Consider the following 26927-nt stretch of genomic DNA (forward strand, 5'->3'; position numbering starts at 1 on the left):
AAAAATATACGAAACCAAAAAAGCATTTTTAACTAAGTACCACTACTATTATTTGATAACATGTAAGTTCATTGCTGGGGCAACTCATGAATTGCCCCAACAGCAACTATTTTTGCATAAGTACTGAGAGAAAAAGACGCACAGAAATTATTAAATACCTGTGTCTGCCAGAGCGTCCTATTTATTCAACCACCTCATTCACAGGGAATCTATCAATCAACTGCATCGCCCGATAGGCATTGCGCAAGAAAGAGTCTTGCAAATGGGGAATGTGGGGTATCTGTGACAATAAATCCAAAGTCCGGCGTAAAATTCTCACTACATCGCCTTCATCCAAGGTAGTGTTCTCGCAGAGTTCTGTCCACTCCATTCCCAGGGCCCATTGTTCGACTATAGCAATCAACTCAAATTCCAACCATATCGGCAGCGCTACGTTATACCGCCGTTGTCGTTGGAACATTTGGTGGCGAATTCCCCGCAATTTTTTCAAGGCTTCTGTCACTTCATTACTTAGATCGAAGTTAACCTTGCTATCTGGACGGGGCGTTTCCATCACCAAAGCTGCTGCTGCTGCTGCTAAATGATGCGGATCTAAATTGTCCAATTCACCACTAGCGAATACTAAACCCAGCCACAATTCATTTTCCCCTCGAATGGCGGCGGCAATTTGCCCTAGTTGTGTGGGGACTAAGTTATCCAAAGCGTCAAAATGTTGCAGAATGGCGATTAAATTGAGAAATTCTTCCCAATGACGTTGTGACTGTTGTTCTACATGCCCTTGCAACTGTTCGAGTTCGGCTTCTAGTTCGACATAACGGGCCCGACGTTTGAAAAGCGTTGCCGCATTGCCTGATTGATGTAGGGGATGAGCTTCTAATTGCTCTTGAACAGCGGTAACTTTACTGAGTTGTTCTGCTACTTCTGGTGCTACATGCAAAGATTCTATCGGATTGGGAATACGCACGGCGATCGCAAAGCTTTCTTCGTTACCACGGCGCGATTGTCCTGGCTTCAAAGGCATCTCTGGTGGTGGTAGTACATCAGGCGGCACTTCAATTCGCGGTAGTTCGGCATACAAATCGACTACATCCCCTGTAGTTGCCACATACCAGCGGTTATCGTGCCCCAAACATACCAAGTAAGGAGCTTGACCAGAACCAGGTGATTTTCCTACTAAAACTGCCGTTACAGGTGAAGACACCATGATATTTTTGCCCTTGAGACTCAACAGAGTTCCTGACACTGCAAAGCCCAACATCATCACCAATTCCTCTTGGCGGTTTTCCTGTGCTTGTTCTTGCAAGGTTTTCAATATCTGGCGTTCCACCTTCAGGCGTTGCCGTAATTTTTCATAAACAGCCAGTTCATTTTCATTAACTGCGGCGATTTGCTCATGAAGTTGAGCTAATTGGGTTTGCAATTCGGCAATCTCATCGTATTCTGGCCGTAAATGCAAGGTCGCCATGTACTGCCCAAAACTGCGCTCTATTAGTTCCCTGGTTTGCTCTAGGGTATGGGTTTGCAGCAAGTTGAGTACCATACCATAACTGGGCGTAAACTGGCTTACTAGTGGGTCTGGCTTGGATGTTCCCAAATACGCGGCTTCTTTGGCTCCTTCAAAGGGAGTTTGGACTGTCACCACATGACCTTGTTTATCCATCCCCCGGCGGCCTGCTCGTCCCGCCATTTGCAAAAATTCGGAAGCGTTCAACAGTCGGTGTCCGGTGTCAGTCCGCTTGGAAAGGGTAGAAATTACCGTTGTCCGGGCGGGCATATTAATTCCTGCTGCTAGCGTCTCGGTGGCGAATACTACTTTAATCAGCCCTTGCTGAAATAGTTCTTCTACCAATGCTTTCCAAGCAGGTAAAATCCCAGCGTGGTGGGCAGCAATTCCCCGATACAGGGGGGCAATTTGTCCAGAACGTCCAGCTTCAGGATTGCGGGCTAAAAAGTCATCAATTTGTTGCCGCAAAATCTGAGACTCTTCATTATTTACCAGCCATAAATCACCCACTTCCGCCACCGCTTTATCACATCCCCTGCGGCTGAAGATAAAGTAAATGGCTGGGAGCATATCCCGTTGTTCTAACTGGCTCAAGGTATAAATTATACCAGGAGCCTCTGGTCTGCCATTTCTGCCCCTATCCCTTTCTCCCCCTTTCCCCTTTTTCTTCTGAAGTCGAGGGTTAATTTTGGTTTTACTATCATTCAGCAGGGGAAATAACCCTTTGGGATTGCAAAAGTGAAATTCTAAGGGAACTGGGCGAAAATCGGAGTAAATCAGGTCTGTTGGGCCGTGAACGCGATTTAGCCAGTCGGTGAGTTGATCGCTATTGGCAACCGTTGCTGAGAGGGCTGCCAGTTGCACTTCACGGGGACAATAGATGATTGATTCTTCCCAAACTGTACCGCGCTGGCGATCGTTCATGTAGTGGCACTCATCAAGTATCACCGCTTCAACGTCTACTAATGAGATGCCAATTTGCCCGATGGGTGTGCCATAGAGCATATTTCGGAAAATTTCTGTGGTCATCACCAAAATCGGTGCATCTCTGTTAATGGAAGCATCTCCAGTTAACAGTCCGACTCGCTCGAACCCGAATTTTTCCCGAAAGTCACGTAATTTTTGATTTGACAGCGCCTTCAGGGGAGTAGTATAAAATACGCGTTTTCCTCGCGCTAGGGCGCGATAAATGGCGTATTCCCCGACTAATGTTTTGCCCGAACCTGTGGGCGCACATACAACTACGGAGCGCCCAGCGTTCAGGGACGCGATCGCTTCTTTTTGAAACTGATCCAGTTCAAAGGGAAATATAAACCCTAAGTCAAGTTCTGGAGACGGTGCAGGATAATTCACTCAATCACATTTGCAACCAGATTGTTTACTATACTAACGAGTCTTTTGTCAACTTCGTTAGTGGTCATTTGTCATTTGTCCTTTGTCCTTTGTCTTTTTTCTAAAACTAATGACCAATGACTAATGACAAATGACTCTTATTTATTTTCCCAGTTCTTGCGATCGCTCTGTGGCAGCTTTGACTGCTTCAATTAAAGCTGAACGAAATCCTGCCTGTTCTAGCTTGGCAATCCCCGCAATGGTTGTACCGCCGGGACTGGTAACACGATCTTTGAGTTCTGCTGGGTGTATTTTGGTTTCCTGCAACAGTTTTGCTGTTCCCAGTACGGTTTGCAAGGCTAGTTGATTGGCAATTGTTCTAGGTAAACCTGCGGCTACTCCGCCATCTGCAAGTGCTTCTACCATGAGCGCTACGTAAGCGGGGCCGCTACCAGATAGCCCTGTAACTGCATCCATCAGCGCTTCTGAAATTTCCACGACTTCACCGACAGCAGCAAAAACTTGCTGTGCTATTTGGTAATGCTTGGCATTAGTATATGCACCTAAACAAATCGCAGTAACTCCTGCTCCCACAGTGGCCGGGGTGTTGGGCATTGCTCTAATCACTGGCAATTGCACAAATGCAGCTTCTAGCTGACTTAAAGGCACACCCGCCAAAATAGAAATGATTAGAGGTGTATGTTCTCTATTAAGAATATCAATATCTGCTAATTCTTGAGCGATCGCGCTAAACACCTGCGGTTTTACTGCCAAAAATAGAACTTCTTTTGCTTCAGTGAAAACCTGGCTATTATCTGTCGTTACAGCAACACCGTATTGCTGCTTTAAAAAATCTAGGCGTGAAGATAGTGGTTCGCTAACTATGACTTCTGATGATTGATAAATTCCACGCGCGATCAGGCGGGATAAGAGCGCTTCTCCCATTACCCCACCACCAATTAGGCCAAATTTTATAGTCATTAGTCATTAGTCATTAGTGAGCCAGCGCGGTCTTGGGGGTTTCCCCCATGAGTGACTGGCGAACCCGTAAGGGTCATTGGTCATTAGTCATTAGTCGTTTGTCATTTGTCACCATGAGCAAAACCCAGGACAAATGACAAAGGACAAAGGACTAAATACTAATTTAACTTTATTGTGCCATCCGGTTAGTTTCGTTGCCCCAGGTTTGATTTGGAGTACCTGTTGTCGGACGAGAGGGACGTACTGGTGGTTGTGGTACTTCATGAAGAACGCCACCTTGGGTGCTAACTTGGACACAACTTGGTGTAAACAAAAAGATGCTCTCACCGATGCGCTCTTGATGTCCATCTAGTGCGTAAGTACCACCTGCAACAAAATCTACTGCTCGTTGAGCTTGATCTGGGTCCATGATTGTCAGATTTAATACCACTGACTTGCGTTCGCGCAACGCTTGAATTGCCTGGGGCATTTCTTCAAAGGTGCGTGGTTCGAGTACTAAAACTTCCGAAATTCCGTTAATTGCTCCTGGCATACCAATCACATTCCCCATTGGCTTTGAACCTGCTGTCATATCATCTCCCATTGTAGGCACTGGTTCCCGCCAGCGTCGATTTTGAGCGGCTGGACTCTCTTGTGGTGCTGGTTGGGGATTTTCTTGCTGATACAGATTTTGGTAATTATTATTATCTGTTTCTGGTTCTTCTTCGTAATACTCGTATTCTACTTGCTCATTTAGACCCACAAAGTCTCTGAGTTTGGAAAATATGTTGTTCATGGTGCGTGTACTCTCCTGATGCGAATTGCCTGCATTGACTTGGCTGAGGATTGATTGAGTTAAGAGCGATGCCTACGGCGGTATACGCTACATCAATGGATACTTCAGCAACTTTATTGCTAGTTGTAGCCTATATTACGAGTTTTGGCGATGAACTGACACTTATTGGAAAGGTCTGTGCATCGCCCAAACACAATAATGAGTCAAGATTATATCCTAAGGTTTATCCGAAGGAAACTTCTTTATACCCCATTTTCTCTTGGCTATTGCTCTTGTCAATACTATATCCTTTGTTTCCGATTGCACCAGTCTGTTACAAAATTCTTGTCATCAAATCCTTAGCTTCTATTAATACCCAAGAGTAAGGCTGATGATTAATCGGCTAAGAACGATCGCCAAACAATATGGTTCCTAATCGTACCATCGTTGCGCCTGCTTGCACTGCTAGTTCGTAGTCGCCTGACATACCCATAGATAGGTGCTGCATTTTAATATGCGACCAGTTTTGCTCCTGGATTTCTTTGGCTAGCTGACGATTGCGATTAAACACACTGAGAATTTCAGAATCATTTAATCCTGAAGGCGGAATTGTCATCAAACCTTGAATTTGTAAATTTTTGTATTGATTGAGTGTGGGTAAATCAGCCAAAAGTTCTGGCACACTCCAACCAGACTTGTTGGGATCGGGGAGAATTTTCACTTGTAAGCAAACCTGGGGACTCACTCCTAGCTGTTGCGCCAATTGGTCTAAGCGCTGTGCCAGCTTCAAATTATCCACGGAGTGAATCCAAGGGAAATGCTCAATGGCTTTTTTGGCTTTATTGCTTTGCAAATGTCCAATAAAGTGCCAGGTAATATCCGGTAAGTCTTGCAACTCGGCTTGTTTGCTGGCAGCTTCTTGGATACGACTTTCCCCGAAATCACGAATTCCGGCGTTGTATGCAGAGCGAATGGCCTGGACAGAAACTTGCTTGCTAACAGCAATCAATTTGACTGAAGTTGGCAGTGAGGAGCGAATAGTAACAATACGTTCGGAAATCGAACTGTTCATTGGAAGGTGCGCTGGAAAACACTCTGAAGCTGATCGTACTCCTGAGAATGCCCACTGCGCCGCAGGGTACGTAAGCGATTTTCCAACATCATTCTTGCCTCAGTACGTCCTAGAGACTGGAATTTAACACCTTTAACGTCATTTGCCACCAAAAAAAATAAGCGCTGGGCATAAAGTGTGGTGAACAAATCCTGGTTCTCATCAACCATACAGATTTTGTAGAGTAAACCCCAAGTTGGATGGTTTATGTAAGTTTCTGCGTTTTCTGGATTCATTTAAGAGTCAAGGTGTAGTCAAGGTGGAAGTATATATATCTTTTCGCAGTGAATTCCAAACATTCAGACGATAATACCAACATTCGTCAGAATATTTGGTTAAAATGCGAAGCTGCGGTTACGAAGACCTCGATCTAGTTCCTAATGGGCAGATGAAGCTAGTGGTAGTGAAGCGCAATGGTACAACAGAAGCCGCGAAGCGTAGATTCAAAAAGTAGAGGCTGTTTGACAAATATCACCATCTGCTTTGGTGACTTCAATTTAGCAATCTGTGGGGACAAGGCACAAAACATTGCCGCTCCTCTGGTTGAAAGTTCGACGTGAGAAGGAAAAACACCCTTTGAAGTTCCCAACGGCAACGGCGAATTTTTCAACTTCTTTCCATACTGCCACAACTGTTGCCCAATGGCACAAAATTGGGGAAGGTGGGGTTCCCTCTGGGGATAAGGGGTAATGGGGATTGGGTACTGGGTACTGGAAGAAAACTATCATTTATGCAAAAGGTCTATTGATTATCCAGTATTTTCAGTGGTGCAATTTGTGCCTGAGCATTGTGCAGAGATTTATAAGGGTACTCGATCGAAAATCTTAAGATTAGTTTGTAGTGTTCGCGTAAGGCTGGTTAATAGCTAAAATCTACAGGAAATGGTAGGGGATCAATTTTATGGCTGGGTAGCTATTTAAATTACCCTACCATATTGTTACTTATAGCTCAATACTGTTCGGTTAAGGCAAGAGACGCGATGAATCGCAGTCTCTACAATAATTAGTCTTTGGTAGAGACGGCAATTTAATGTTTTACTTCTGACTCCTGAATTCTGAATTCTGCTGTATTACCTCTTACCATTTTTTCGGTGCAAAATTACGCCTGAGTTCCGATAGCTAGCCGTATTCCCCAGAATAAGATTAAAGTTGCGATCGCCAGCCAGTCACGCCCTTTTAATCGTAAATCGTGCCACTGGACTCGATGCTCATTGGGACTGGTAAAACCCCGCACCATCATGGCATTTGCCATTTGGTCGGCTCGTAAGAGCAGATTTTCTAAAAGTCTCTCTGCAACTGTCATCCAAACCTTGAATGCTCCTTTCAATCCCAGCTTTTTCCAATTAATTGCCCTTGTCATTACGGAGCGAAATAAGTTTTGCACTTCTTCTAAAACCAAGGGAATGAAGCGCAAGGACAAGGTTAAAGTTAAAGCAATTTCTGTGACAGGCAACTTGAAGCGTCGCAAGGGTTGCATTAGGCTTTCTATGCCAGATGTGATTTCTTCTGGTGCGGTTGTCAGCAGATAGAGGTTAGTGCTGTAAATAACGGTAAATATAAGTGTACTCAGGCGTACCGCCAAACTCAGTGAGTAGCGAGTAACTTTAACCGGGCCTTTATGAAATAGCACGTAGCTGTATGCTTTTTTCTCGGCTGGTGGCTCTTGAATATTATTAGAGAATGCTTGCTGGGTTAATATTTGTTCGTTAGCTGGCAGGCGTGACTGATAATCTACACCCAATCCATCAGGACTGATGGCTGCGATCGCTAGCACAAAAAACGATAGCATTAATAGCCAACCCATTTGCTGCTGCCATACGCGTCGAGGAATTCTGGCAATCAAGGTGGCAATAATCAAAATTACCACCAGCAGCACCCGCCAATTGTTATTGGCTAAAACATAGCTTGTTAAAAAGCTCATCAACCAAGCGAACTTGACTCGCGGATCGATTTTATGCAGCCAAGTTTGGGGTTGTTCTAAATAAAGTCCAAGTGGCAGCGATCGCAATAAATCCATTTTAGAATTAGGAATTAGGAGTTAGGAGTTAGGAGTGAGGAGTTTTGACTTTAACTCATAGCTTTCACTTTGTGCCGCTATCAAACTCAAGTCGATAGGGTTCTATAGTTAGCAATTTTGACTTTAACTCATAACTCCTAACTCTTAACTCCTAACTCTTAACTCCTAACTTATTTTGACGCGAGTTGCTCTATTAACATTACCACTTTCGGCATCACGGACTTTCTTGCTCCGCCACAGTAAAATAATTGGCGTGCCTTTAAATCCTAGCTGTTGACGAAATTGCCGTTCAATGTAGCGGCGGTAGTTGTCGTTGAAGCGTTTCGAGTCGTTGACAAATAGTGCGATCGTTGGTGGTTGGCTACTTACTTGTGTACCATAATAAATCTTCCCTTGACGCCCACCACGGGATGCCGGCGGTGAATGCCAGCTAACGGCATCTGTTAAGACTTCATTAATTACTGATGTGCTGACACGGCGTTTGTGTGATTCAGCCGCAGTTTTCACCAATTCTAAAATCTTTTCTACCCGTTGTCCTGACAAGGCACTCACAAAAATCGTTTCTGCCCATTCGGTAAAATGTAACCGTGATTGCAGAGTTTTTTCGTAATCGTAGATTGTGTAAGAGTCTTTTTCGACTGCATCCCACTTATTAACGACGATGATGCAAGCTCGACCATCTTCGATAATCCGCCCAGCTAATTTTTGGTCTTGCTCGGTGACTCCATCTAAAGCATCTATTACTAATAAAACCACGTCAGCGCGGCGAATCGCTTTGAAAGCACGGTTAATGCTAAAAAATTCTGTGCCGTATTCGATGTGTTTCTTTTTACGAATGCCGGCGGTGTCAATCAAGCGGTAGGTTTGTCCGGCTCGTTCAATGACAGTATCAATAGCATCGCGGGTTGTGCCGGAAATGGGGCTGACAATTGCCCTTTCTTCCCCGACAAAAGAGTTGAGTAAGCTCGATTTGCCCACATTCGGGCGTCCCACAATTGCTACTTTGATTTCATTCGTTTCTGGAATGTCTTCAATAGCAGGGATGTGATTAACTAACTCGTCGAGTAATTCTCCTGTACCACTGCCATGAATCGCGGAGATGGGATAAGGTTCGCCCAATCCCAATTCCCAAAACTCGGCAGCTTGCATTAAGCCTTGTTCTGGGGATTCACATTTATTTACAGCTAGTAGTACAGGTACGGGTTGTTGGCGCATCCATTCGGCGATTTCTAAATCTGCTGATGTGGGGCCTGTTTGACCATCGACGACAAAAATAGCGCCACATGCTTCTGCAAGGGCTGTCATTGCCTGTTGGCGAATCAGTGGTAAAAATTCGGTATCATCATTAAAAACTAAACCACCAGTGTCTACCACTAAAAATTCGCGACCATTCCAGAAAGCTGGTAGATAAGTGCGATCGCGTGTCACTCCCGGTTCATCATGGACAATCGCCGTTTGTTCCCCGGCGAGTCGATTAACCAGGGTGGATTTGCCCACATTTGGGCGTCCGATAATTGCAACAATTGGCAGTGCCATAAAACCAGGGTAAGTGAGAGACGTAGTATATCACGTACTTACATTTTACTCGCTTTAAACTTGAAGTTTTAATAATTTCCCATCATCTGAGGCGATGTCTACGACGGTCACTGAGCCTGTCCTGAGCGTAGCCGAAGGGCGCAGCCGAAGTGTGGGCTGTTTGGTAATACCATACTTTGAAAAATAAAAAAGGTAGGAAATTTTCCTACCTTTTACCCAAAAAAAGCATTTTGTAACCAAATACCAAATTAAATATCACACACGCTTTTGACGTATCTATTGCAAACCTATGACGAGGGTATGACGTTTAATTTGTAGTTGATTTCGCGATTACTCCCAGTTGCAACCCTGGTGGATAGCTACCTTCTTCCTTGATGCGCTTAATTTCAGCATCGGTTATCTGCAAATTTAACTTTTCTACCAGCGATCGCACAATATCTCCCCGATCGATTACACCAGCTACAGCACCCGCCGGAGAAAGGACGGTAATTCTCGGTAACTGCTCATTTTCTAGCTTGTTAATTACCTCAGCGATCGCTGTTGATTCTGTGACGGTAGGTATTTCTGTCAGCGGACGCACTATGCTGTGTAAGGTTTCGGTTTCCCATTCACTCCTTTGGGTTAAACGGAAATCGTCAATGGAAACTAGACCCCGATAACGTCCATCAGAAGCGGCAAAATAAACCTGTGAGGGAGTGGTTTCTAAGAGGTATAAATCGGCAAAGGAACGCAATGTCTGGTCAGCATCAATTACGCGAAAGTCACGAGTCATCGCATCGGCCGCTACCACTTTGAGTAAGCTTTCTTGCAATGTAGTCATGTTGTCATAGGTGTTAGCATTGCGGACAGCAAACCAACCTAACAGCGCAATCCACAAACCAACTACTAACTCTCTGGTGACGAAATCTACAACAAATCCGAAAGCGATCGCAGCATAACCCAATATTTGCCCAGATTTTGCAGCCAAGTGTACGGCTTGAAAACGATTACCTGTGATTTGCCATAGTGCTGCTTTTAATACTTGTCCTCCATCTAGAGGTAAGCCGGGAATCAAGTTAAATAGAGCCACCACTAAGTTAATTCTTGCCAAATCTCCAACCATGACACTGAGGGGATTAGTATCAGGAATCAGAAAAGCTGCCAGACGGAGTAGGACAAATAGGATGATACTCACCAAAGGGCCAGCGATCGCTACTTGAAAGGCTTTAAAAGGAGTTTTAGATTCTTCTTCAATGGCAGCAATCCCGCCAAACATAAATAGGGTAATTGAATTAACTCTAATACCTTGCGATCGGGCTACCAAGCTATGACCCAACTCATGCAATAGCACCGAACCAAATAGCAGCAGTGCCATAACTATTCCAGCACTCCAAGCTATAACAGGCCCCCATTCCTGGTAAGCTACCCCAAAATTCAGGGTTGCCAACCCTAAAATCACAAACCATAACGGGTCTAAAAACAGGGGAATTCCAAATAATGACCCAATTCTCCAATTTGTTTGCATTACATTGCCCTAAAACTAGATATCGCCAGTACTTTTTATACCGAAATACTTCCTTTGTTCCTATACACATCTATATTGAGTATCGATTCGGTAGTAACAAGTGACGAAATGCTCTTATTTCTAGAATAGACAATTAATGCCTGTGAGCAAAACTCTGGAATTGGGAATTGGGCATGAGGTTAAGGTAAAGGTGAGAGGTAACAGGTGACAGGGAATAATCTATACTCTTTACCCTGTAACCTATTCCCTTCTTCACCCCCTACTCCCCCTGCCCAAAATCATTTTTAGGAGTTTTGCATCGATAGCGGGGTTACAAGTAACACCTCTGTCATCACAAAACTATAGACGACCGATGTTAGTCAATCCTAAAACAATGCCAACGCCGATAATATGACCAAAAGCCATCGCTGCAACGAATGTTGGAATACTAATCGGCAGGATAGGGAACTTGGGTCCAACTAAGGGTTTTTCAATCCTAGTACTTAGTAAAACTATTACTAAGCTACTGATGCTGATGATGATTCCTACTGTGGGATTCCACGCGGGTGTTGCGGGAACAGTTTCAGCTGCTGCTAGTAAAATAGATGAAATCAAGCTTTTGTCTCCTAAAATATAGACCTACAAGATTATAAAATTACCAAGGCACAAAAGTTTTTCGGATAGTTTAGACTTTCTTGATATTATTTTAAATTTGTTGTTAAATTTTTTATGCGCGTTAAGATTTGCGGCATCACTCAACCACAGCAGTCTATAGCGATCGCCTCTCTAGGCGCAACGGCATTAGGATTTATTTGTGTGCCAAACTCACCTCGTTACGTGACTAAATCCCAAATTCGGGCAGCAGTGGCAGAACTCCCAGCAAATATTGACACAATTGGGGTTTTTGCCAACGCTAGTATCCCTGAAATCAGTCAGATAGTTGCTGATTCTGGATTGACTGGTGTGCAGTTGCACGGAGATGAATCAACAAATTTTTGCTACCAATTACGTCAAGCTTTACCCAATGTCGAAATTATTAAAGCACTGAGAATTCGTAGTCTTGAGCATCTTGACACAACGGCTGATTACACCAAATTTGTAGATACTTTGCTACTTGACGCCTACCATCCGCAACAACTAGGTGGTACAGGCAAAACTTTAGATTGGACGATGCTAGAGCAATTTAGCCCTAGTTGTCCTTGGCTTTTAGCAGGAGGATTAACAGCCGATAATATTGTGCAAGCCCTAAATCAGGTTAATCCTAGCGGCGTTGATTTATCTAGTGGTGTGGAACGGACACCAGGAGATAAGGATTTAGATAAAGTAGCCAAGTTGTTTGAGAAGTTGGGGAGGAGGTAGTGAAGAAGGCAATAGGGTACAGGTAACAGGGTACAGATTATTCCCTGTCACCTGTTACCTGTCACCTCTCCCCTAACCCCACTCCCCATTTATTAAAAGAATGCTGGTTGGTGGCGAATCAAGTTGAAAAATTCTTCGCGGGTTTTGTTGTCTTCTTGAAATACACCAAGCATTGCGCTCGTGACAGTCCAAGAACCTGGTTTCTGGACGCCACGCATCACCATACACATGTGGCTAGCTTCCATCACTACAGCAACGCCTTGAGGTTCAAGAATCGTCTGGATTGCTTCGGCAATTTGGCGGGTTAGTCTCTCTTGTACTTGTAAGCGACGGGAATACATCTCAACAATCCGGGCCAGCTTACTCAGTCCAACAACTTTTTGGTTAGGAATATAAGCAACGTGCGCTCTACCCATAAATGGCAGCATGTGGTGTTCGCACAGACTAAAGAAGTTAATATCTCTAACAAGTACCATCTCGCTATGCCCTTCATCAAAGATGGCATCGTTAACAAGTTCTTCAAGAGATTGGTTGTAGCCACTGGTCAGAAACCGCATTGCTTCGGCTACTCGTTTGGGTGTTTTTAGGAGTCCTTCGCGTTCGGGGTCTTCGCCAACTCCCAGTATTAGTGTCCGCACGGCGTCTTTCATTTCCTCCATCTGTTCCTCTGTTGGCGGGAACACATCCGGTTGTCGCCCGTTGTGGGTGTTGCGATCGGGTCTAGGAGTTATGGCTTCTGCCAAATCGGGAATCAGAGGCGATTGAGAGCAATTGGAACCGTTGGAACTAGCAATAGTCATGATTCAGTCTTGGTTATGGTTTAGTCATCAGTCATTGGTCATTGGTCATTGGTCATTGGTCATTTGCAAAAGACAAAAGACAAAGGACGAAGGACTAATTTAGAGTGCGCCAGCGCTGGGCATCAGAGTCAATTCATCAATCACTGCCTGTTGTGGTAACAGAACTGTGTAGAGAATTGATTGAGCCACAATTTCCGGGGTTAACATTTTGGAACGGTCTAAGTTGACATGGACTGTTTCTGTATCCCAAAGTTCGGTATTGACTGCGCCGGGACAAATAGCTGTGACACGAATACCGTGAATGCGTTCTTCTTGTGCCAGGGTTTGAGAGAGGGCTATCAAACCAGCTTTGCTGACGCTGTATGCTCCCCAACCGGGAAAGGGTTGCTTGGCGGCAATTGAGGCGACGTTGATAATTGTGCCTGTGCCTCGATCGCGCATTGAAGGTAAAATCCCCACAATGCACTGAAACACACTGGTGAGATTCAAGTCAATTACCTGCTGCCAGTCTTCTAGGGGAATTTCGCTCAAAGCGCCTGTATAAGCGATGCCAGCATTGTTTACCAGAATGTTTATATCACCAAAGTCAAGGGCGATCGCTTGGATCTTGTCTTTGACTTCCAAAATCCGCGCTAAATCTACAGCGTAAGCTTTCGCTTCCACCCCAGTATGCTCTACGGCTTCTCTTACTGCCTCCAACTTATCCAAAGAACGGCTGACTAAGGCAACATCTATTCCCGCTTTTGCAAAGGCTAAAGCTGTTGCTTTCCCAATTCCACTACTGGCCCCAGTAATCAGGGCGCGTCGTTTTTGCTCAACACTCATAGTGTCTCCCAATGTTTTGGCAGTTCCCAAAGCCTATTACCACCCCATTATTCACACTTCTCGGTTTGGATAGATTAAAGGAATCTAAAAATCTGATGATTTTCATTAAGCAGATGTTATGATGCAGCACAATAGTAACCATATTGTGGTTTTTAACAGTAAAGACAACAAATTGTTGCCTGGAAAACCACGCGGTACATCGTACATTCAAATTAGATTATTTACATAATACAAAATCCACTCAATCAAATTGAGTAGACTTGCAAAAAATGCAAATGCCTATGGCTAGATTGTTAAAAATCTTTAAGCACATAGGCAATTATAGCATTCCTGTTTTGCTAATCTATCATTATAGAGTTGCTTTAGTGGGCAACTTCTGTAAAGACACCAATTTTGCGGAATTTTTCATAGCGCAGTTGGCGGCGTTCTGGAGCGGTTAAACGATTGAGTTCGTCTAAGTTTTCCATCAACACTTGCTTAAGAGTAGTAGCGGCTTTTAAGGGGTCGGAATGAGCGCCACCAGTGGGTTCAGGCAGTATTTGGTCGATAATTCCCAACTTTTTCAGGTCATGGGAAATAATTTTTAGCGCCACAGCGGCTTGGGGAGCCTTACCAGCATCTTTCCACAAAATTGCAGCGCAGGCTTCGGGAGTGGCGACGGTATAAACGGAGTGTTCAAACATGAGTAAGCGATCGCCTACACCAATACCAAGTGCGCCGCCGGAACCACCTTCACCGATAACTGTGCAGATAATTGGCACATCCAAACAGAACATTTCTCGTAAGTTGTAAGCGATCGCTTCTCCTTGACCTTGGTGTTCTGCTTCTACCCCAGACCAAGCTCCTGGTGTGTCGATAAAAGTTAGTATCGGCATACTAAACTTGTTGGCGTGTTCCATCAACCGCATGGCTTTGCGATAGCCGCCAGGGTAAGGCATTCCAAAGTTACGGGCAATATTGTCTTTAGTATCGCGGCCTTTTTGATGACCCAACATCACCACAGGTTGTCCACTCAGACGACCAACACCACCAACTAAAGCCGGATCGTCACCACCACAGCGATCGCCATGCAATTCCATCCATTCATCACTAATTGCCTGAATGTAATCGAGAGTACTGGGGCGACGCGGATGACGAGCGACTTGTAATCGCTGGGACGGGGATAGACTAGTGAAAATTTCCTCACGTAGTTGCATGGCGCGTGCTTCTAGTTGACGAATTTGACCAGAAACATCTACGCCATTTTCTTCTGCAAGTTGCCGAATTTGATCGATTCGGGTTGCGAGTTCTGCTAGGGGCTTTTCAAAATCTAACAGTAGCGGTTTACGCTCGGTAGTTGCCATCGTAGGGTTTATAAGTACGAGTTATAAGTTATCTATCCTTTGTTTTTTGTCTTTTGTCCTTTGTCCTTTGTCCTTTGTCCTTTGCAAATAACAAATGACCAATGACCAATGACCAATGACCAATGACTAATGACCAATGACTAATGACCAATGACTAATAACCAATGACCAATGACCAATGACTAAACCAACAGCGGTCTAAATCCATGTTTCACTGATACCTTACCAATCTGCTCCATTTTGTCTACGGTAATCTGATTCCGTCCCCAGGAAAAGTTCGTGTATAACTTCTCAAATTCCAGCAGCATTGATTCGGCAAAACAAGCAAATAACTGGCGGGCTGGCACGTCCATATTGACGATTTTCATTATTTTCCAGTCAATATCCAGGGAATGCTCTACAATCCCACCATTTAACACATATACACCAGGATGCTGAACTTTTGTTGCTAAGTTTTTCGGATAGCCACCATCAATCAATAAACAGGGTTGTTTCAAAGTGGCCGGGTCGATTTCCACGCCTCTAGGCATACTCGCAACCCAAACTACAATGTCAGCTTCAGGTAATGCTTCTGTCAAACCCATGATTTTTCCTCGCCCCAGTTCGCCTTGCAGTTCTTTGAGGCGTTCTTGGTCGCGGGCGATCAACAGAAGTTCTTTGACATCTGTTTTCGCATCTAGCCAGCGGGTAACTGCACTACCAATATCTCCAGTTGCGCCACATATAGCAACAGTCGCTTTTGACAGATCGATTCCCAATTGTTTTGAGGCTTCTTCCACCTGCTTACAAATAATGTATGCAGTATGTGTGTTTCCTGTAGTAAAACGTTCAAACTCTAGTTTAATGTTGCGGACTTGGCTAAACTGGTCTAACTTAAAGTTTTCAAAAATAATTGAGGAAAATCCGCCTAAAGCTGTAATGTTAATGCCATGCTTTTGTGCATGGGCCATCGCGTTGAGGATTTTGCGTGTTGCAGCTTTGATGCGCCTACTAGCAAGCATCTCTGGCAAAAAGCAAGATTCTACATACCGTCCTTCAATTTGTTGCCCAGTTATACTGGTGACAATAATGCTATCGACAATTTGCGGTGGGGCGCTGCACCAAAAGTCTAGCCCTTGATCGGCATATTCTGGGTATCCCAATTCTTGAGCTACCGATTGAGCGTGTTCTAAACTAGTCAAATGTCCAATTAGACCAAACATGTAGTGATTATTAGGCTTATGCTGTCTTGAGGGCGTGGAATTTAGTAGAGTTAGGAGTTAGGAGTTAGGAGTACGATTCATAATTTCTCACTAATCATTCCTCACTCCTAACTCTTTTAAGCGGCTATGAGTCCGTAGGCTGACAAGCGCATGATGTCGCGAGTCGTGAAGCCTATGTTACTTAATGCTTCACCGTATTGAATCATAAAGTCTTCTACTAAAGCATCTTTTTCCATTGCCATTGTGTGGGCATCACCCTCTACTTGGTTGAGCATTTTCCAGACGATGGGTAGGTTATGGCGATTTGCAAGTTCAAGTTCAGCTTTGGATTCTGTGAAGTGTTCTTTCAACCAAACTTCTCCAAAGTTGAGGTGGCTATACTCATCTTTTACTACTCCTTCCGTGATTTTGCGGGCAAAAGCATCGGCAACGGGGATGTAAATGTTATATGCTGCGATCGCAAAACATTCGATAATCAAAGACTGAATCAACAGACAAGTAACGACCTTCCCGGACGCTGCTGCTGTTTGGAAATTTTGGTGTAGTCCAGAGAAAAATTCTTTGGCAAATTGCAAATCTGGGGTAACTTCCAAATTCCGCCCACAAGCTTCAAATCCTTTCTTGTGTCGGCTTTCCATCTTGGAGAGGCGAATCAATTCATCATGAGATTCTGGCAGCAGTTGGGCTAATGTGATGTAATTTTCATGGGCTTCTTGTTCCCCTTCAATCACGATCGCATTAATCCGGCTATAAGCATCTTTGTATGTTTCGCTCTTGAAATCTAATTCTTTAAATTGGTCTGCAAGCTGCTGCATAGTTATCTTTACTCCTGTAAACCTGAGTTATTTGACACCAAGTATTGATTTTCCCTATGAACTAAGAGTAACAATTACTGTGGTTTAATTTAACTTAACAAGTAGACTATGTTTATAGATTAATTGTTGCTGGGGGCAATGTTCTAGTACTAGCGAAATAAATGCTTTGCAGTTTAAGTTTATGTTCAAATCAAACCCGAATCTGAAATCTAGCGATTTTTTGAGCCTAGTAATCTTACTGCTAGGGGCATTTATCGTTTTACTACCATTGTTTGTGGTCTTTCTCACCTCCTTTGCACCGACATCCGCCAGCCCAGAAAATTTGTTCAAAAATAACTGGTCTTTAGCAAATTACCGCGTTGCGTGGCAACAAGGAAAATTTTTGCTGGCGTTTGCTAATTCTACCTTGGTAGCGATCGCTGTGACGGCGTTTCAGATTGTCACTTCTGCTTTAGCTGGTTACGCCCTAGCACGGTTGAAGTTTCGGGGACGCCAAGCACTGTTATTAGTCGTTTTAGCAACTTTAGTGATTCCCTTTCAGTTATTGGTGATTCCCATCTTTTTGGTGTTGAAGTGGGGACACCTGATAAATACATACTGGGCGCTGATTTTACCCACTGCGGTTAGCGGATATGGGATTTTCTTATTACGTCAGTATTTCCAGACAATTCCTGTAGAGTTAGAGGAAGCCGCAGCGATAGATGGGGCGAACCGACTGCAAATTTTGTGGCGGGTGATGTTACCTTTAGCCCGTCCGGCCTTGCTAACGCTGTTTTTGTTCACCTTCATCGGTGAGTGGAATGATTTATTTAAGCCTCTAGTATTTACGACAAGACCAGAATTAAGCACAGTGCAACTAGCATTGGCTGAGTTTCAGGAGCAATTTACGAATAATTGGCCCTTGATGATGGCAGCAGTAACAATAGCCACAATTCCAGTGATGGTATTATTTCTCATCGGTCAGCGTCAATTTCTTCAGGGTATTGCGGCGACAGGGATTAAGAATTAGTGGGGAAGGCGGTAAGTGGAAGCCCGATTTTAGTTACTAGAGATGCCCACTCGACAAGAAATAATTTGAATTGGTATTAGTTAAAAATAGCTGCAAAGAAAATCCCGCAGGAAAATTATGAACTTTTATGACACTGAGCGTAATCATTGCTAACTAAACTGAAGCAATAATTATACACCTCCCGTCAGGAACGAAAACACTCATGAGTTCTCAACAAGTCATAGATCCTCAAATATTACAGCAGTTACAAGAAGAAATTCAGCAGAAAATGAATGAAAGCCTAGAAAACGCTGACTTACATTCAGTGCTTGAAAAGTACGGCTTATTAGAATATAGAGTCTTGAGAATTCATTGGCAGTGTAATCTCGATCCCAATCAACTCCAATCTGATGATGCACTTGATGAACAGCAACCCAATACATTATTGGCAGAAACTTCAAGACCTTCAATACCAGAAATTGTGTTAGTCAAAAAAGCATTGTGTATCCCTTGTCCATCAACTGGTAGCCCTTTAGGCTGTAACTGCTAAATAATTTTATCTTCGGACTGCAAAGAGTTTATTCTAGTGAATGTAAAAATACTAAACTTTGCTTTTATGTAGTAGCTAGGCTACAAAGATAACATCAGCGTACTAACATCACTACTTAGCAAAAAGCAGTATTTTAATAAACTCTGATGTTTTGAGCGCCAGTTTTTCATGTCTCAAAATCGAAGCAGTTGCCACTGGAAGTTAGGAATAGTGAGTACTTTAGTAATTGCTAGAGTGCTCACTTTTGCTGAGAGTTTTGCTCTAGCTCAAATTCAAAAAGATGCCACACTTGGATCTGAAAGTTCAATCATTACACCAAAGCTAATCGATGGTCAGCCTATAGACCAGATCGATGGTGGAGCAGTTCGTGGTACAAACTTGCTCCACAGCTTTGAAAAATTTTCTATCTCTGCGGGAAGGACAGCCCATTTTAACAATGCAATCAATATTCAGAACATCATCAGTCGGGTGACAGGCAATTCTGTTTCTAATATAGATGGCATTCTCAAAGCTAACGGCACAGCCAACGTATTTCTGATTAATCCTAACGGCATCGTTTTTGGGCCTAATGCTTCTTTAAATATTGGCGGTTCATTTGTGGCTAGTACGGCGAGTAGTTTGAACTTTGCTGATGGTACAAACTTTAGTGCTACATCACCTCAAACTGCACCTCTACTCACAGAAAGTGTTCCTATAGGTTTACAATTCGGAACAAATCCTCGACCTATCCGCAATCAATCCCAAGCAAGTCCCAATAATGCAATTAATACCTTCGGACAAGGTGTTGGTCTACAGGTGCAGCAAGGCAAAACCCTAGCACTTATAGGCGGCGATCTAACGCTAGAGGGCGGGAATTTAACGGCAAGTGGGGGAAGAATTGAGTTAGGAAGCGTTGCTGGCAATAGTTTGGTCAGTCTTAATTCAACGAATCAAAGTTGGGCGCTAGGATATGAAGGTGTTCAAAATTTTCAGAACATCGAACTCACCCAGCAAAGTGAGATTCCATCTACTGTAGATACCAGTGGCAAAGGTGGCGGTAATATCCACTTGCAAGGACAACGAGTACTGGTAACTGACGGTTCACAAATTTTGGCTTTTACCCTGGGAGCGCAACCAGGAGGAAATTTAACAGTGAACGCTTCCGAGTCTGTAGAACTTGGACTAAATACGTTCTTGTCTACTGGAACTTTCGACACTGGAAACTCTGGGAATATAAATATTACTACCAGAAAGTTGATTGCCAAAGATGGAGCGCAAGTCTTAATGTTCAATGTTGGTTCGGGATTGGCCGGACAATTGACCATCAACGCCTCAGATTCCGTAGAACTAATTGCAGGTATCCCCATTTCTCCTTTGCCAGATGGTAGTGATTTAATATCCAGTGGATTATTTAGTGCAACTTATGGCGCTCAAAATGCTGGCAGCATAATAGTTAATACTGGAAAGTTACGTATCGAGGGAGGGGCAGCAATATCAACAAGTTCTGAGGGTGTACTTGGGCGTTTTTCTAACCAATTTATACCAGCTACCGGAAATGGAGGAGATTTGACAGTGAACGCCTCCCAGTCCGTAGAATTAATCGGAACCTCAGCAAATGGTTCTAGGCTCAGTAGCTTGTTTGCTGGCACTCAAGGGCCTGGAAATGGCGGCAACTTGACCTTAACTACAGGGCAATTGGTTATCAAAGATGGGGCGGCAATAACTGTGAGCAGTGAAGCTCGAAACAATGTTAACTATCAAGGGGGTGTATCCAATTTCGGTCTAGCAGGCGAACTCAATATAAGCGCTCGTTCCATCCTGCTGGATAAAGGAAAACTCACATCTAATAGTGAGTCAGGTAAGGGCGGTGATATTGGGGTACAGGTGCGGGACTTGTTACTGATGCGTCGCAACAGTCAAATCTCTACTAATGCCGGAGGTGATAAAACTGGCGGTAATATCACCATCAATTCACTTAATGGCTTTCTCGTCGCGACTCCCTTCGGAAATAGCGATATTACTGCCAACGCCAACTTTGGTTCTGGTGGTAAAATTGCGATCGCTGCTAAGAATATCTTTGGGTTTGTGTCACGCACCCGTGCAGAGGTGGAGAGGCTCGATCCAAAAGATATAAATCCGAATAATATACCAACAAGTGATATCACTGCATTTTCTCAGCAAAACCCTTCATTAAGTGGCACTGTACAAATCAACTCACCGGATGCTGACCCCAGTAAAGGATTAGTGGAACTACCTGTAAATCTGGTTGATGCTTCGCAGCAAATTGCTGCTGGTTGTAGTTCTGGTGGAAAAATAGGAAGAAGTTCATTTTTTACTACTGGGCGTGGAGGAATACAAGCCGATCCCACAGAGCCATTGATAGCTGATGATGCAGTGTTGGCAGATTGGATTGCGCTCCCTCCAGAGAGTCAGAATCGGGCTGGCGGTATTGAGAAAAGAGCCGTTGTTCAGGCGCAGGGAAACACAGAAGAAAAATCACAGAAGGTTAATTCTGTCAATGAGCCTACTCAAATTGTAGAAGCCCAAGGGTGGATTCTAGATGCCAATGGGAATGTGGTTCTGGTTGCTCAAGTACCCACTGCATCGCCTCATAACTCTTCGCTCGTCGCTACATCTTGCGGTGCTAATTAAAAATTGAGATTCTCAAACTTTTGTTGGTGCGTCGGCGTAGCCCATCGTAGACATCGCTGATTTGCAATGAACTTTATATGAGCGATTGAGCGATCGCCTCTTGTACTAAACTAAGCTGTCGGCGCGTTGACATAGCCCACCGTACCTCGACTTTTAAGTAAGCTATACGTAGCATCTTGTAGAGAAGGTATCGCTTTTGGCATCATAACATCCACATAAAAAATAACAGAATTTGATTCCCTGGTGGGATGGAAAGCGAGGAATTTAAAAGATTGTAATGAAATATATATTCCGCGTTCAGGCAGAACATTCTCGTGTGCCAAATCTTTATTAATTATGTATAAAAGTTAAACTCTATAAACTCTGACAAAAATAAAAAACTGATTACCGATTTCGATGTACATTCCTTAAAACGGCTAAAGCTTCCCTGCTATACGGCAACTATTATTTATTTAGAAAGGTGCAAGATAAAATATGACAAATATTTGGGGCTTGGTTAAAGGCGGAATTGCAATTGGTGGTACAATAATTCTATCTGGAAACTCTGCTATTGCCAAAGTTAACCTGGATGCTACTCTACCTAATAATTTTGGCATTACAGCACAGGAAAAAACCAAAATTATTCAAGGTGGTAACTGCAAAAACACCGCAGATATTCAGAACATTATTAACAAAGTAACAGATAAAAAGTATAGTCTATTAAGAAATAGAATCATAAAAATTGACTTTCAGCACAGTATCAAACCAACTCAAATTCCATCTATTGACCCATCTAAAATTCCAGATATAAATACTGATGAAAAAAAGCAAGTTACTGATTATTTACCACTAATAATCCCAGTTAAACCTATCCAGCTATCGGGTTGCACTTGTTGGTCAAATGATGTACATGACTTTGTTAACTGTCCGTGCCCTAAATAATTTGGGAGCATCCCACTTTCGTTCACACAAGTGATCGCACCTTCTACTAAACTTAGGTGTAGTGCGATCACTTCTTTGCAATTACCTTCTACCTTTATATAAGCGATCGCCCCTTCTACTCAAATCAGGTGCGATCGCTTTCTTCGCAGTGACCTTCATACAAGCGATCGCACTTCTATTAAACTCATCTGTGGTGCGTTGGTGTAACCCTTCGTAGACATCGCTCCTTTGCAATGACCTTCATACAAGCGATCGCTTTTTTTACTCAAATAGGTGTGAGTGCGATCGCTGATTGGCTATGGACTTTATGCAAGCGATCGCCTTAATAAAGCCTGTAGGCTTATCCAAACCACAAGCAGAGTGTGAGACTTGAGGAGATATGAATTACTCAATTCTCTTGAGCGGTCAACGGTCAGTAGCCAGATTTATGAATGCTTTAAGCAAATCCGGCAGAAATATATGAAGTTTTGTAACACCATGCGTAATTATAACTAGTCAAGCTGAATTCATAATTATCGGAGTTCACAAGAGCTTTAGAAATTTAATGCTTTGATTTACTCTAGACTCCGTATTCTTGATTCGTTAGTTGCCAAACTGTACTAATCAAACTCGCGTTAATTTAGTACATCACAAGATAAGTTTACACATTTACCAGTCTGCAAGGAAAGCAAAATTTATGGAATCTAAAACATTACAGTCAATAGTCATAGATGATCACACATTACAGCAGTTAAAAGACGAACTTAAGCAGGAAATGTGTGAGATAGTTAATAACGCTAACTTTAGCCAAATCCTATCAAAGTATGGGATCTTAAGACAAGAAGTGCTTCAATTTGAGTACAGAATCGACCTAAATAAACTCCAATCAAGCGATCCTGAAGAAGACAACGAAGGTCGAAATTCTTCACTAGCAACTTTAGATATGAATATCTCGATGCAAGATTGTCCCAACTGCACTTGTACTTGCTGGGCAAGTAATCTTAAAAAATGGATTCCCTGCCCATGCAATTAAGCTTGAACAATATAAATTATGAGAAATAACGTAACGCCAATTACCTGTTTTCATATAGTCTATTGTAGTCATTATGCTGCCAAAAACTATTGCAGTGGAGATGAAAGTGCTGATTTCCACGCTGACTTGCTAAATTGCTAGAAAATATCATCATCCTATTTAGTAATTGGCAGTATTTCACTACTAAATTATTTTTTTTGGGGCAAATTCTGTAATGTATAAAAGCCGAGGTAGTCGTTACTGGAAGTTCGGGGTAGTTAGTGCTTTAGAAATTGCTGCAATACTCGCCTTCTCAGGGAGTTATGTTTTGTCCGAGATTATAAAGGATGACACTCTAGGATCTGAAAGTTCAGTTGTTACACCCCAGCTAATCAATGGCCGCCCTACTGACCAGATCAATGGCGGGGTAATTCGCGGTACGAACCTGTTTCACAGCTTTGAGCAGTTTTCTGTGCCAACTGGCAGCACAGCCCACTTTAACAATCCGCTAAATATTCAAAATATTATAAGTCGGGTGACAGGCAAGTCTATTTCTAATATTGATGGCATTCTTAAAGCTAATGGCACAGCCAACCTGTTTTTGATTAATCCCAATGGGATTATTTTTGGTCCCAATGCGTCTCTAGACATTAGCGGTTCATTTGTTGCAAGTACGGCGAGTAGTCTAAACTTTGTCAATGGTACTAAATTTAGTGCCACAAATCCTCAAACCACGTCCCTACTGACAGTAACTGTTCCAGTTGGCTTACAATTTGGAGCTATACCAGGAACCATCCGTAATCAATCCCAAGCAAATAATCCAGATAGAACAACTAATACCTTCGGGCAACCCGTTGGTCTACAGGTAAAACCAGACAAAACTTTGGCACTTGTAGGTGGTGATATAAGCCTAGAGGGCGGAAATTTAACAGCAGAATCGGGACGAATTGAGCTAGGAAGTGTTGCTGGTAATAGTCTGGTCAGCTTGAACCCAACGAACCAAGGTTGGGTCTTGGGGTATGAAGATGCTCAGAACTTACAGGAAATTCAGTTAATCCAGCGAACTATTGATGGTAAAGAAATTCCATCTCAAGTAGATGCCGGAAACCAAGATAGCAACGGTGGTAATATCCAGGTACAAGGCAATACCGTGAAATTAATTGGTAACGATGTGTACTTAACAACTCAGACAATAGGTGCTGGAGATAGCGGTAAATTAATTATTAACACTAATAAATTAAGTGTTCAAGATGGTGCTCAAGTATTAACTTCTACGGTAGACAAGGGTAATGGAGGAGATTTGATTGTGAACGCCTCTGAATCCGTGGAGCTTATTGGTAGCAGCATTACCTTGCCAAATACTATTACTGGATTTATTAGTGCAAGCGCTGGTGAAGGAAAAGCGGGTGACATTACGATCAACACTAAAAGGTTTAGTATTCAAGGAGGAGCAAGGGTAACGGCGGAGTCTAGTTCAATAGTAAGGGCAGACTCTAGCGGAATAGTAAAAGGTTCACAGGTGATACCACCTGAAGGAAAAGGAGGGAATATAACTGTAAACGCCTTGGAGTCGCTAGAGATAACTGGAACCTCGACAACAGGTTTTCCCAGTCTCTTGAGTGCTTCGACTCTAAATTACGGAAATGCGGGGACAATCAATATCACCACAGGACAATTGATTGTCCGAGATAAAGGTGAAATAAACGTGAACGTTAAAGTTGCAGATAATGCAATTTACTTAGGAGATACAAGTAACCCAGGTACACCAGGCGCACTAAACGTAACTGCTAGCTCCATACTTCTAGACAACCAAGGAAAGTTCACATCAAGTAGTCTGTCAGGACGGGGCGGTAACATTACGCTACAGGTGCGAGACTTATTACTGATGCGTCGCAACAGCCAAATATCTACTAATGCTGGGGGTGATAAAACTGGTGGTAATATCACCATAAAAGCACCTAATGGCTTCCTCGTCGCTGCTCGCTTTGGAAATAGCGATATCACCGCCAATGCCAACTTTGGCTCTGGTGGTAAAATCGAAATCACCTCTAAGAGCATCTTTGGGTTTGTGCCACGTACCCGTGCAGACGTAGAAAGGCTTGATCCGAAGGATATCGACCCAAATAATCTGCAAACGAATGACATCACGGCATTTTCTCAGCAAAACCCTTCATTAAATGGCACTGTACAAATTAACTCACCAGATGCTGACCCCAGTAAAGGATTAGTAGAATTGCCCGTAAATCTGGTTGATGCTTCGCGGCAAATTGTTGCTAGTTGTAGTTCTGGTGGAAAAATAGCAAGAAATTCATTTATTACCACTGGACGTGGAGGAGTAGTAGCCGATCCCACGGAGCCATTGATAGCTGATGATGCTGTACTAGCAGATTGGATTGCCCTTCCTCCAGAGAGTCAGAATCGTGCTGGCGGTATTCAGAAAAGAGCTGTTGTTCAGGCGCAGAGAAACACAGAAAAAAAATTACAGAAAGTTAATTCTGTCAATGAACCTACTCAAATTGTAGAAGCCCAAGGCTGGATTATAGATGCCAATGGGAACGTAGTTCTGGTTGCTCAAGTACCCACTGAATCTCCCCATAACTCCTCGCTCACCGCTACATCTTGCGCTGCTCATTAAAATTTGAGATATGGCGATATTTCGTAACTTTGTAGTCATCCGCGATGCCTACCTCCTAATTCGTCTCCTGAATTTGCAGACGTACAGTGTGTTCAGTCGCACCACTAAGTTGTAATTCCATGATTTCACCACCCAGAGGTTCCAAGCAAGTGAGGAGCGATCGCAAGTTGGGTGTACTTGCACCAGTATCTACATATAATCGATCTGCTAAATTACCGATTCGTTTCCAAGTCATGTACAATTTAGCGATCGTTTGTTCAATTTGCGATGCTTGATTTACCAAATCAGCAGCAATGCTCAAACAGCCGACTCTTTGGGCTTCTTCTAAGGCTGTTTCAATATCAACATTTTCCTGCGTTAACGCCTGAACTTGAGCCGCACCTTTGAGATATTTCGCCAAGTTACGCGCTTCGCTAGTTACCTGTTTCAGGGTATCCACATCAGGATTAGCAGCTATTTCCTTCTGGATAAACTTTTGATGCGATTCTGGCAGTTTTTCCATTTCCTTTACCAGAGGGGCAATGTAGCGCGGGGGAAGGGTGTTATCTGCTGCTTTTTCTTTAACTGCTTCGGGTAATAAATCTGAGGACATGGCTGTCCATTCATCATTGAGTTGACGCACTTCCCGCCTAGTGATGCGATCGCCTTTTTGGGCAGCTTCACTCACCATCTGTTGCACTTCTGGGACTGCTTTGGAGGTTTCGACAAATGCCCGTTTACTGAAGTTATTCACAGATCCGGGGTCAAGTTTACCGTCTTCAATCAGAGTATCGGCACTATTCGCCAGTTGAATCCAAGAGTATGCTTGACTTTTACTGATTTCTCGCTCTTTTAGCCATCGGAGAAAGCCAGTACCGCGGCCGTCACCACCCACTTTTTCTCTGTCGCGAATCGCCCGTAAAATTCGCCCCCGCCAGATTTCAGTTTGCAAATCAAAGCGATCGCATACCTGCCAAGCTACTTCTAGCTGCTGTTGAAAATCTGACTCTAGAATCTGTTCATCTTCTGGATCGGGCAGTTCAAAGCTGATATCGGCTGGCTGTTGTAAAGCAGCAGCAAGGTCGTTGATGGAGTCGGTATCTTGCACGATTGATGACTAACTAGTGGATGCGATCGGCTTATTATGCCACAATCTGTGGACTCTCACTTA

At 43.4% G+C, this 26927-nt stretch carries 24 protein-coding genes; 8 read left to right on the forward strand and 16 right to left on the reverse strand.

What is annotated here, in order from left to right; all coding sequences use genetic code 11:
- Nucleotides 1–181 precede the first annotated feature (181 nt).
- The 3 genes from RM049_RS02030 to RM049_RS02040 all read right to left on the reverse strand — a co-directional run bounded on the left by RM049_RS02030 (nucleotide 182) and on the right by RM049_RS02040 (nucleotide 4592).
- Nucleotides 182–2857: an RNA helicase gene (locus RM049_RS02030; protein WP_322702985.1), complete on the reverse strand. Its 2676-nt coding sequence runs from the start codon at nucleotides 2855–2857 to the stop codon at nucleotides 182–184.
- Nucleotides 2858–2998: 141 nt separating this feature from the next.
- The gene (gene proC, locus RM049_RS02035) at nucleotides 2999–3817 is read right to left on the reverse strand and encodes a pyrroline-5-carboxylate reductase (protein ID WP_322702986.1); all 819 of its coding nucleotides are present in this window, start codon (nucleotides 3815–3817) and stop codon (nucleotides 2999–3001) included.
- A gap of 169 nt (nucleotides 3818–3986) precedes the next feature.
- Nucleotides 3987–4592: a cell division protein SepF gene (locus tag RM049_RS02040; protein ID WP_322659462.1), complete on the reverse strand. Its 606-nt coding sequence runs from the start codon at nucleotides 4590–4592 to the stop codon at nucleotides 3987–3989.
- A gap of 68 nt (nucleotides 4593–4660) precedes the next feature.
- On the opposite strand from RM049_RS02040, the gene RM049_RS02045 reads away from it, so the two are divergent.
- Complete coding sequence (locus RM049_RS02045; RefSeq protein ID WP_322702987.1) at nucleotides 4661–4957, forward strand: hypothetical protein; 297 nt, start codon at nucleotides 4661–4663, stop codon at nucleotides 4955–4957.
- A gap of 17 nt (nucleotides 4958–4974) precedes the next feature.
- Here the strand turns inward: RM049_RS02045 and RM049_RS02050 are convergent, their stop codons facing one another.
- The 6 genes from RM049_RS02050 to psaK all read right to left on the reverse strand — a co-directional run bounded on the left by RM049_RS02050 (nucleotide 4975) and on the right by psaK (nucleotide 11332).
- Nucleotides 4975–5643: a YggS family pyridoxal phosphate-dependent enzyme gene (locus tag RM049_RS02050; protein ID WP_322684506.1), complete on the reverse strand. Its 669-nt coding sequence runs from the start codon at nucleotides 5641–5643 to the stop codon at nucleotides 4975–4977.
- On the reverse strand, nucleotides 5640–5918 hold the full coding sequence (gene pipX, locus RM049_RS02055) for a transcriptional coactivator PipX (protein WP_069068710.1): 279 nt from the start codon (nucleotides 5916–5918) through the stop codon (nucleotides 5640–5642). The genes RM049_RS02050 and pipX overlap by 4 nt, the downstream gene beginning before the upstream one ends.
- Nucleotides 5919–6780: 862 nt before the next feature.
- The gene (locus RM049_RS02060; protein WP_322702988.1) at nucleotides 6781–7698 is read right to left on the reverse strand and encodes an energy-coupling factor transporter transmembrane protein EcfT; all 918 of its coding nucleotides are present in this window, start codon (nucleotides 7696–7698) and stop codon (nucleotides 6781–6783) included.
- Between the two features lie 165 nt (nucleotides 7699–7863).
- The gene (der, locus tag RM049_RS02065; protein ID WP_322672167.1) at nucleotides 7864–9234 is read right to left on the reverse strand and encodes a ribosome biogenesis GTPase Der; all 1371 of its coding nucleotides are present in this window, start codon (nucleotides 9232–9234) and stop codon (nucleotides 7864–7866) included.
- 307 nt (nucleotides 9235–9541) lie between these two features.
- Nucleotides 9542–10738 carry a site-2 protease family protein gene (locus RM049_RS02070; protein WP_322702989.1) on the reverse strand — a complete coding sequence of 399 codons (1197 nt, stop codon included), beginning with the start codon at nucleotides 10736–10738 and terminating at the stop codon, nucleotides 9542–9544.
- Between the two features lie 339 nt (nucleotides 10739–11077).
- Entirely contained in the window at nucleotides 11078–11332 is a 255-nt protein-coding gene (gene psaK, locus RM049_RS02075) for a photosystem I reaction center subunit PsaK (RefSeq protein WP_322672169.1), read from the reverse strand.
- Between the two features lie 114 nt (nucleotides 11333–11446).
- Here psaK and RM049_RS02080 point away from each other — a divergent pair, with 114 nt between their 5' ends.
- Nucleotides 11447–12076: a phosphoribosylanthranilate isomerase gene (locus RM049_RS02080; RefSeq protein ID WP_322672170.1), complete on the forward strand. Its 630-nt coding sequence runs from the start codon at nucleotides 11447–11449 to the stop codon at nucleotides 12074–12076.
- Nucleotides 12077–12168: 92 nt separating this feature from the next.
- On the opposite strand, the gene folE is transcribed toward RM049_RS02080, so the two are convergent.
- The 5 genes from folE to RM049_RS02105 all read right to left on the reverse strand — a co-directional run bounded on the left by folE (nucleotide 12169) and on the right by RM049_RS02105 (nucleotide 17061).
- Entirely contained in the window at nucleotides 12169–12876 is a 708-nt protein-coding gene (folE, locus tag RM049_RS02085; RefSeq protein WP_322672171.1) for a GTP cyclohydrolase I FolE, read from the reverse strand.
- Between the two features lie 99 nt (nucleotides 12877–12975).
- Nucleotides 12976–13701 (reverse strand): SDR family oxidoreductase, encoded by a 726-nt coding sequence (locus RM049_RS02090; protein WP_322672172.1) that lies wholly within the window; start codon nucleotides 13699–13701, stop codon nucleotides 12976–12978.
- A gap of 362 nt (nucleotides 13702–14063) precedes the next feature.
- Entirely contained in the window at nucleotides 14064–15044 is a 981-nt protein-coding gene (locus tag RM049_RS02095) for an acetyl-CoA carboxylase carboxyltransferase subunit alpha (RefSeq protein WP_094349744.1), read from the reverse strand.
- Between the two features lie 182 nt (nucleotides 15045–15226).
- The gene (locus RM049_RS02100; protein ID WP_322672173.1) at nucleotides 15227–16246 is read right to left on the reverse strand and encodes a long-chain acyl-[acyl-carrier-protein] reductase; all 1020 of its coding nucleotides are present in this window, start codon (nucleotides 16244–16246) and stop codon (nucleotides 15227–15229) included.
- Between the two features lie 116 nt (nucleotides 16247–16362).
- Complete coding sequence (locus RM049_RS02105) at nucleotides 16363–17061, reverse strand: aldehyde oxygenase (deformylating) (protein WP_322689575.1); 699 nt, start codon at nucleotides 17059–17061, stop codon at nucleotides 16363–16365.
- Between the two features lie 181 nt (nucleotides 17062–17242).
- Here RM049_RS02105 and RM049_RS02110 point away from each other — a divergent pair, with 181 nt between their 5' ends.
- The 4 genes from RM049_RS02110 to RM049_RS02125 all read left to right on the forward strand — a co-directional run bounded on the left by RM049_RS02110 (nucleotide 17243) and on the right by RM049_RS02125 (nucleotide 22151).
- Nucleotides 17243–18070 (forward strand): carbohydrate ABC transporter permease, encoded by an 828-nt coding sequence (locus RM049_RS02110; protein WP_322684503.1) that lies wholly within the window; start codon nucleotides 17243–17245, stop codon nucleotides 18068–18070.
- Nucleotides 18071–18272: 202 nt separating this feature from the next.
- Nucleotides 18273–18599 (forward strand): hypothetical protein, encoded by a 327-nt coding sequence (locus RM049_RS02115; protein WP_322702990.1) that lies wholly within the window; start codon nucleotides 18273–18275, stop codon nucleotides 18597–18599.
- 168 nt (nucleotides 18600–18767) lie between these two features.
- Complete coding sequence (locus RM049_RS02120; protein ID WP_322702991.1) at nucleotides 18768–21230, forward strand: filamentous hemagglutinin N-terminal domain-containing protein; 2463 nt, start codon at nucleotides 18768–18770, stop codon at nucleotides 21228–21230.
- A gap of 474 nt (nucleotides 21231–21704) precedes the next feature.
- Nucleotides 21705–22151 (forward strand): hypothetical protein, encoded by a 447-nt coding sequence (locus tag RM049_RS02125; RefSeq protein ID WP_322702992.1) that lies wholly within the window; start codon nucleotides 21705–21707, stop codon nucleotides 22149–22151.
- Between the two features lie 81 nt (nucleotides 22152–22232).
- Here the strand turns inward: RM049_RS02125 and RM049_RS02130 are convergent, their stop codons facing one another.
- The gene (locus RM049_RS02130; protein ID WP_322702993.1) at nucleotides 22233–22385 is read right to left on the reverse strand and encodes a hypothetical protein; all 153 of its coding nucleotides are present in this window, start codon (nucleotides 22383–22385) and stop codon (nucleotides 22233–22235) included.
- A 442-nt stretch (nucleotides 22386–22827) separates the two neighbouring features.
- On the opposite strand from RM049_RS02130, the gene RM049_RS02135 reads away from it, so the two are divergent.
- Nucleotides 22828–23163, forward strand: a complete 336-nt coding sequence (locus RM049_RS02135; protein WP_322702994.1) for a hypothetical protein — start codon at nucleotides 22828–22830, stop codon at nucleotides 23161–23163.
- 214 nt (nucleotides 23164–23377) lie between these two features.
- Entirely contained in the window at nucleotides 23378–25777 is a 2400-nt protein-coding gene (locus tag RM049_RS02140) for a filamentous hemagglutinin N-terminal domain-containing protein (protein WP_322702995.1), read from the forward strand.
- A 55-nt stretch (nucleotides 25778–25832) separates the two neighbouring features.
- On the opposite strand, the gene RM049_RS02145 is transcribed toward RM049_RS02140, so the two are convergent.
- A complete protein-coding gene (locus RM049_RS02145) occupies nucleotides 25833–26864 on the reverse strand; it encodes a hypothetical protein (RefSeq protein ID WP_322674727.1) in 1032 nt (343 codons plus the stop codon).
- Nucleotides 26865–26927 lie beyond the last annotated feature (63 nt).

It is taken from the genome of Nostoc sp. DedQUE04 (assembly GCF_034530995.1).
Taxonomy (GTDB): domain Bacteria; phylum Cyanobacteriota; class Cyanobacteriia; order Cyanobacteriales; family Nostocaceae; genus Nostoc.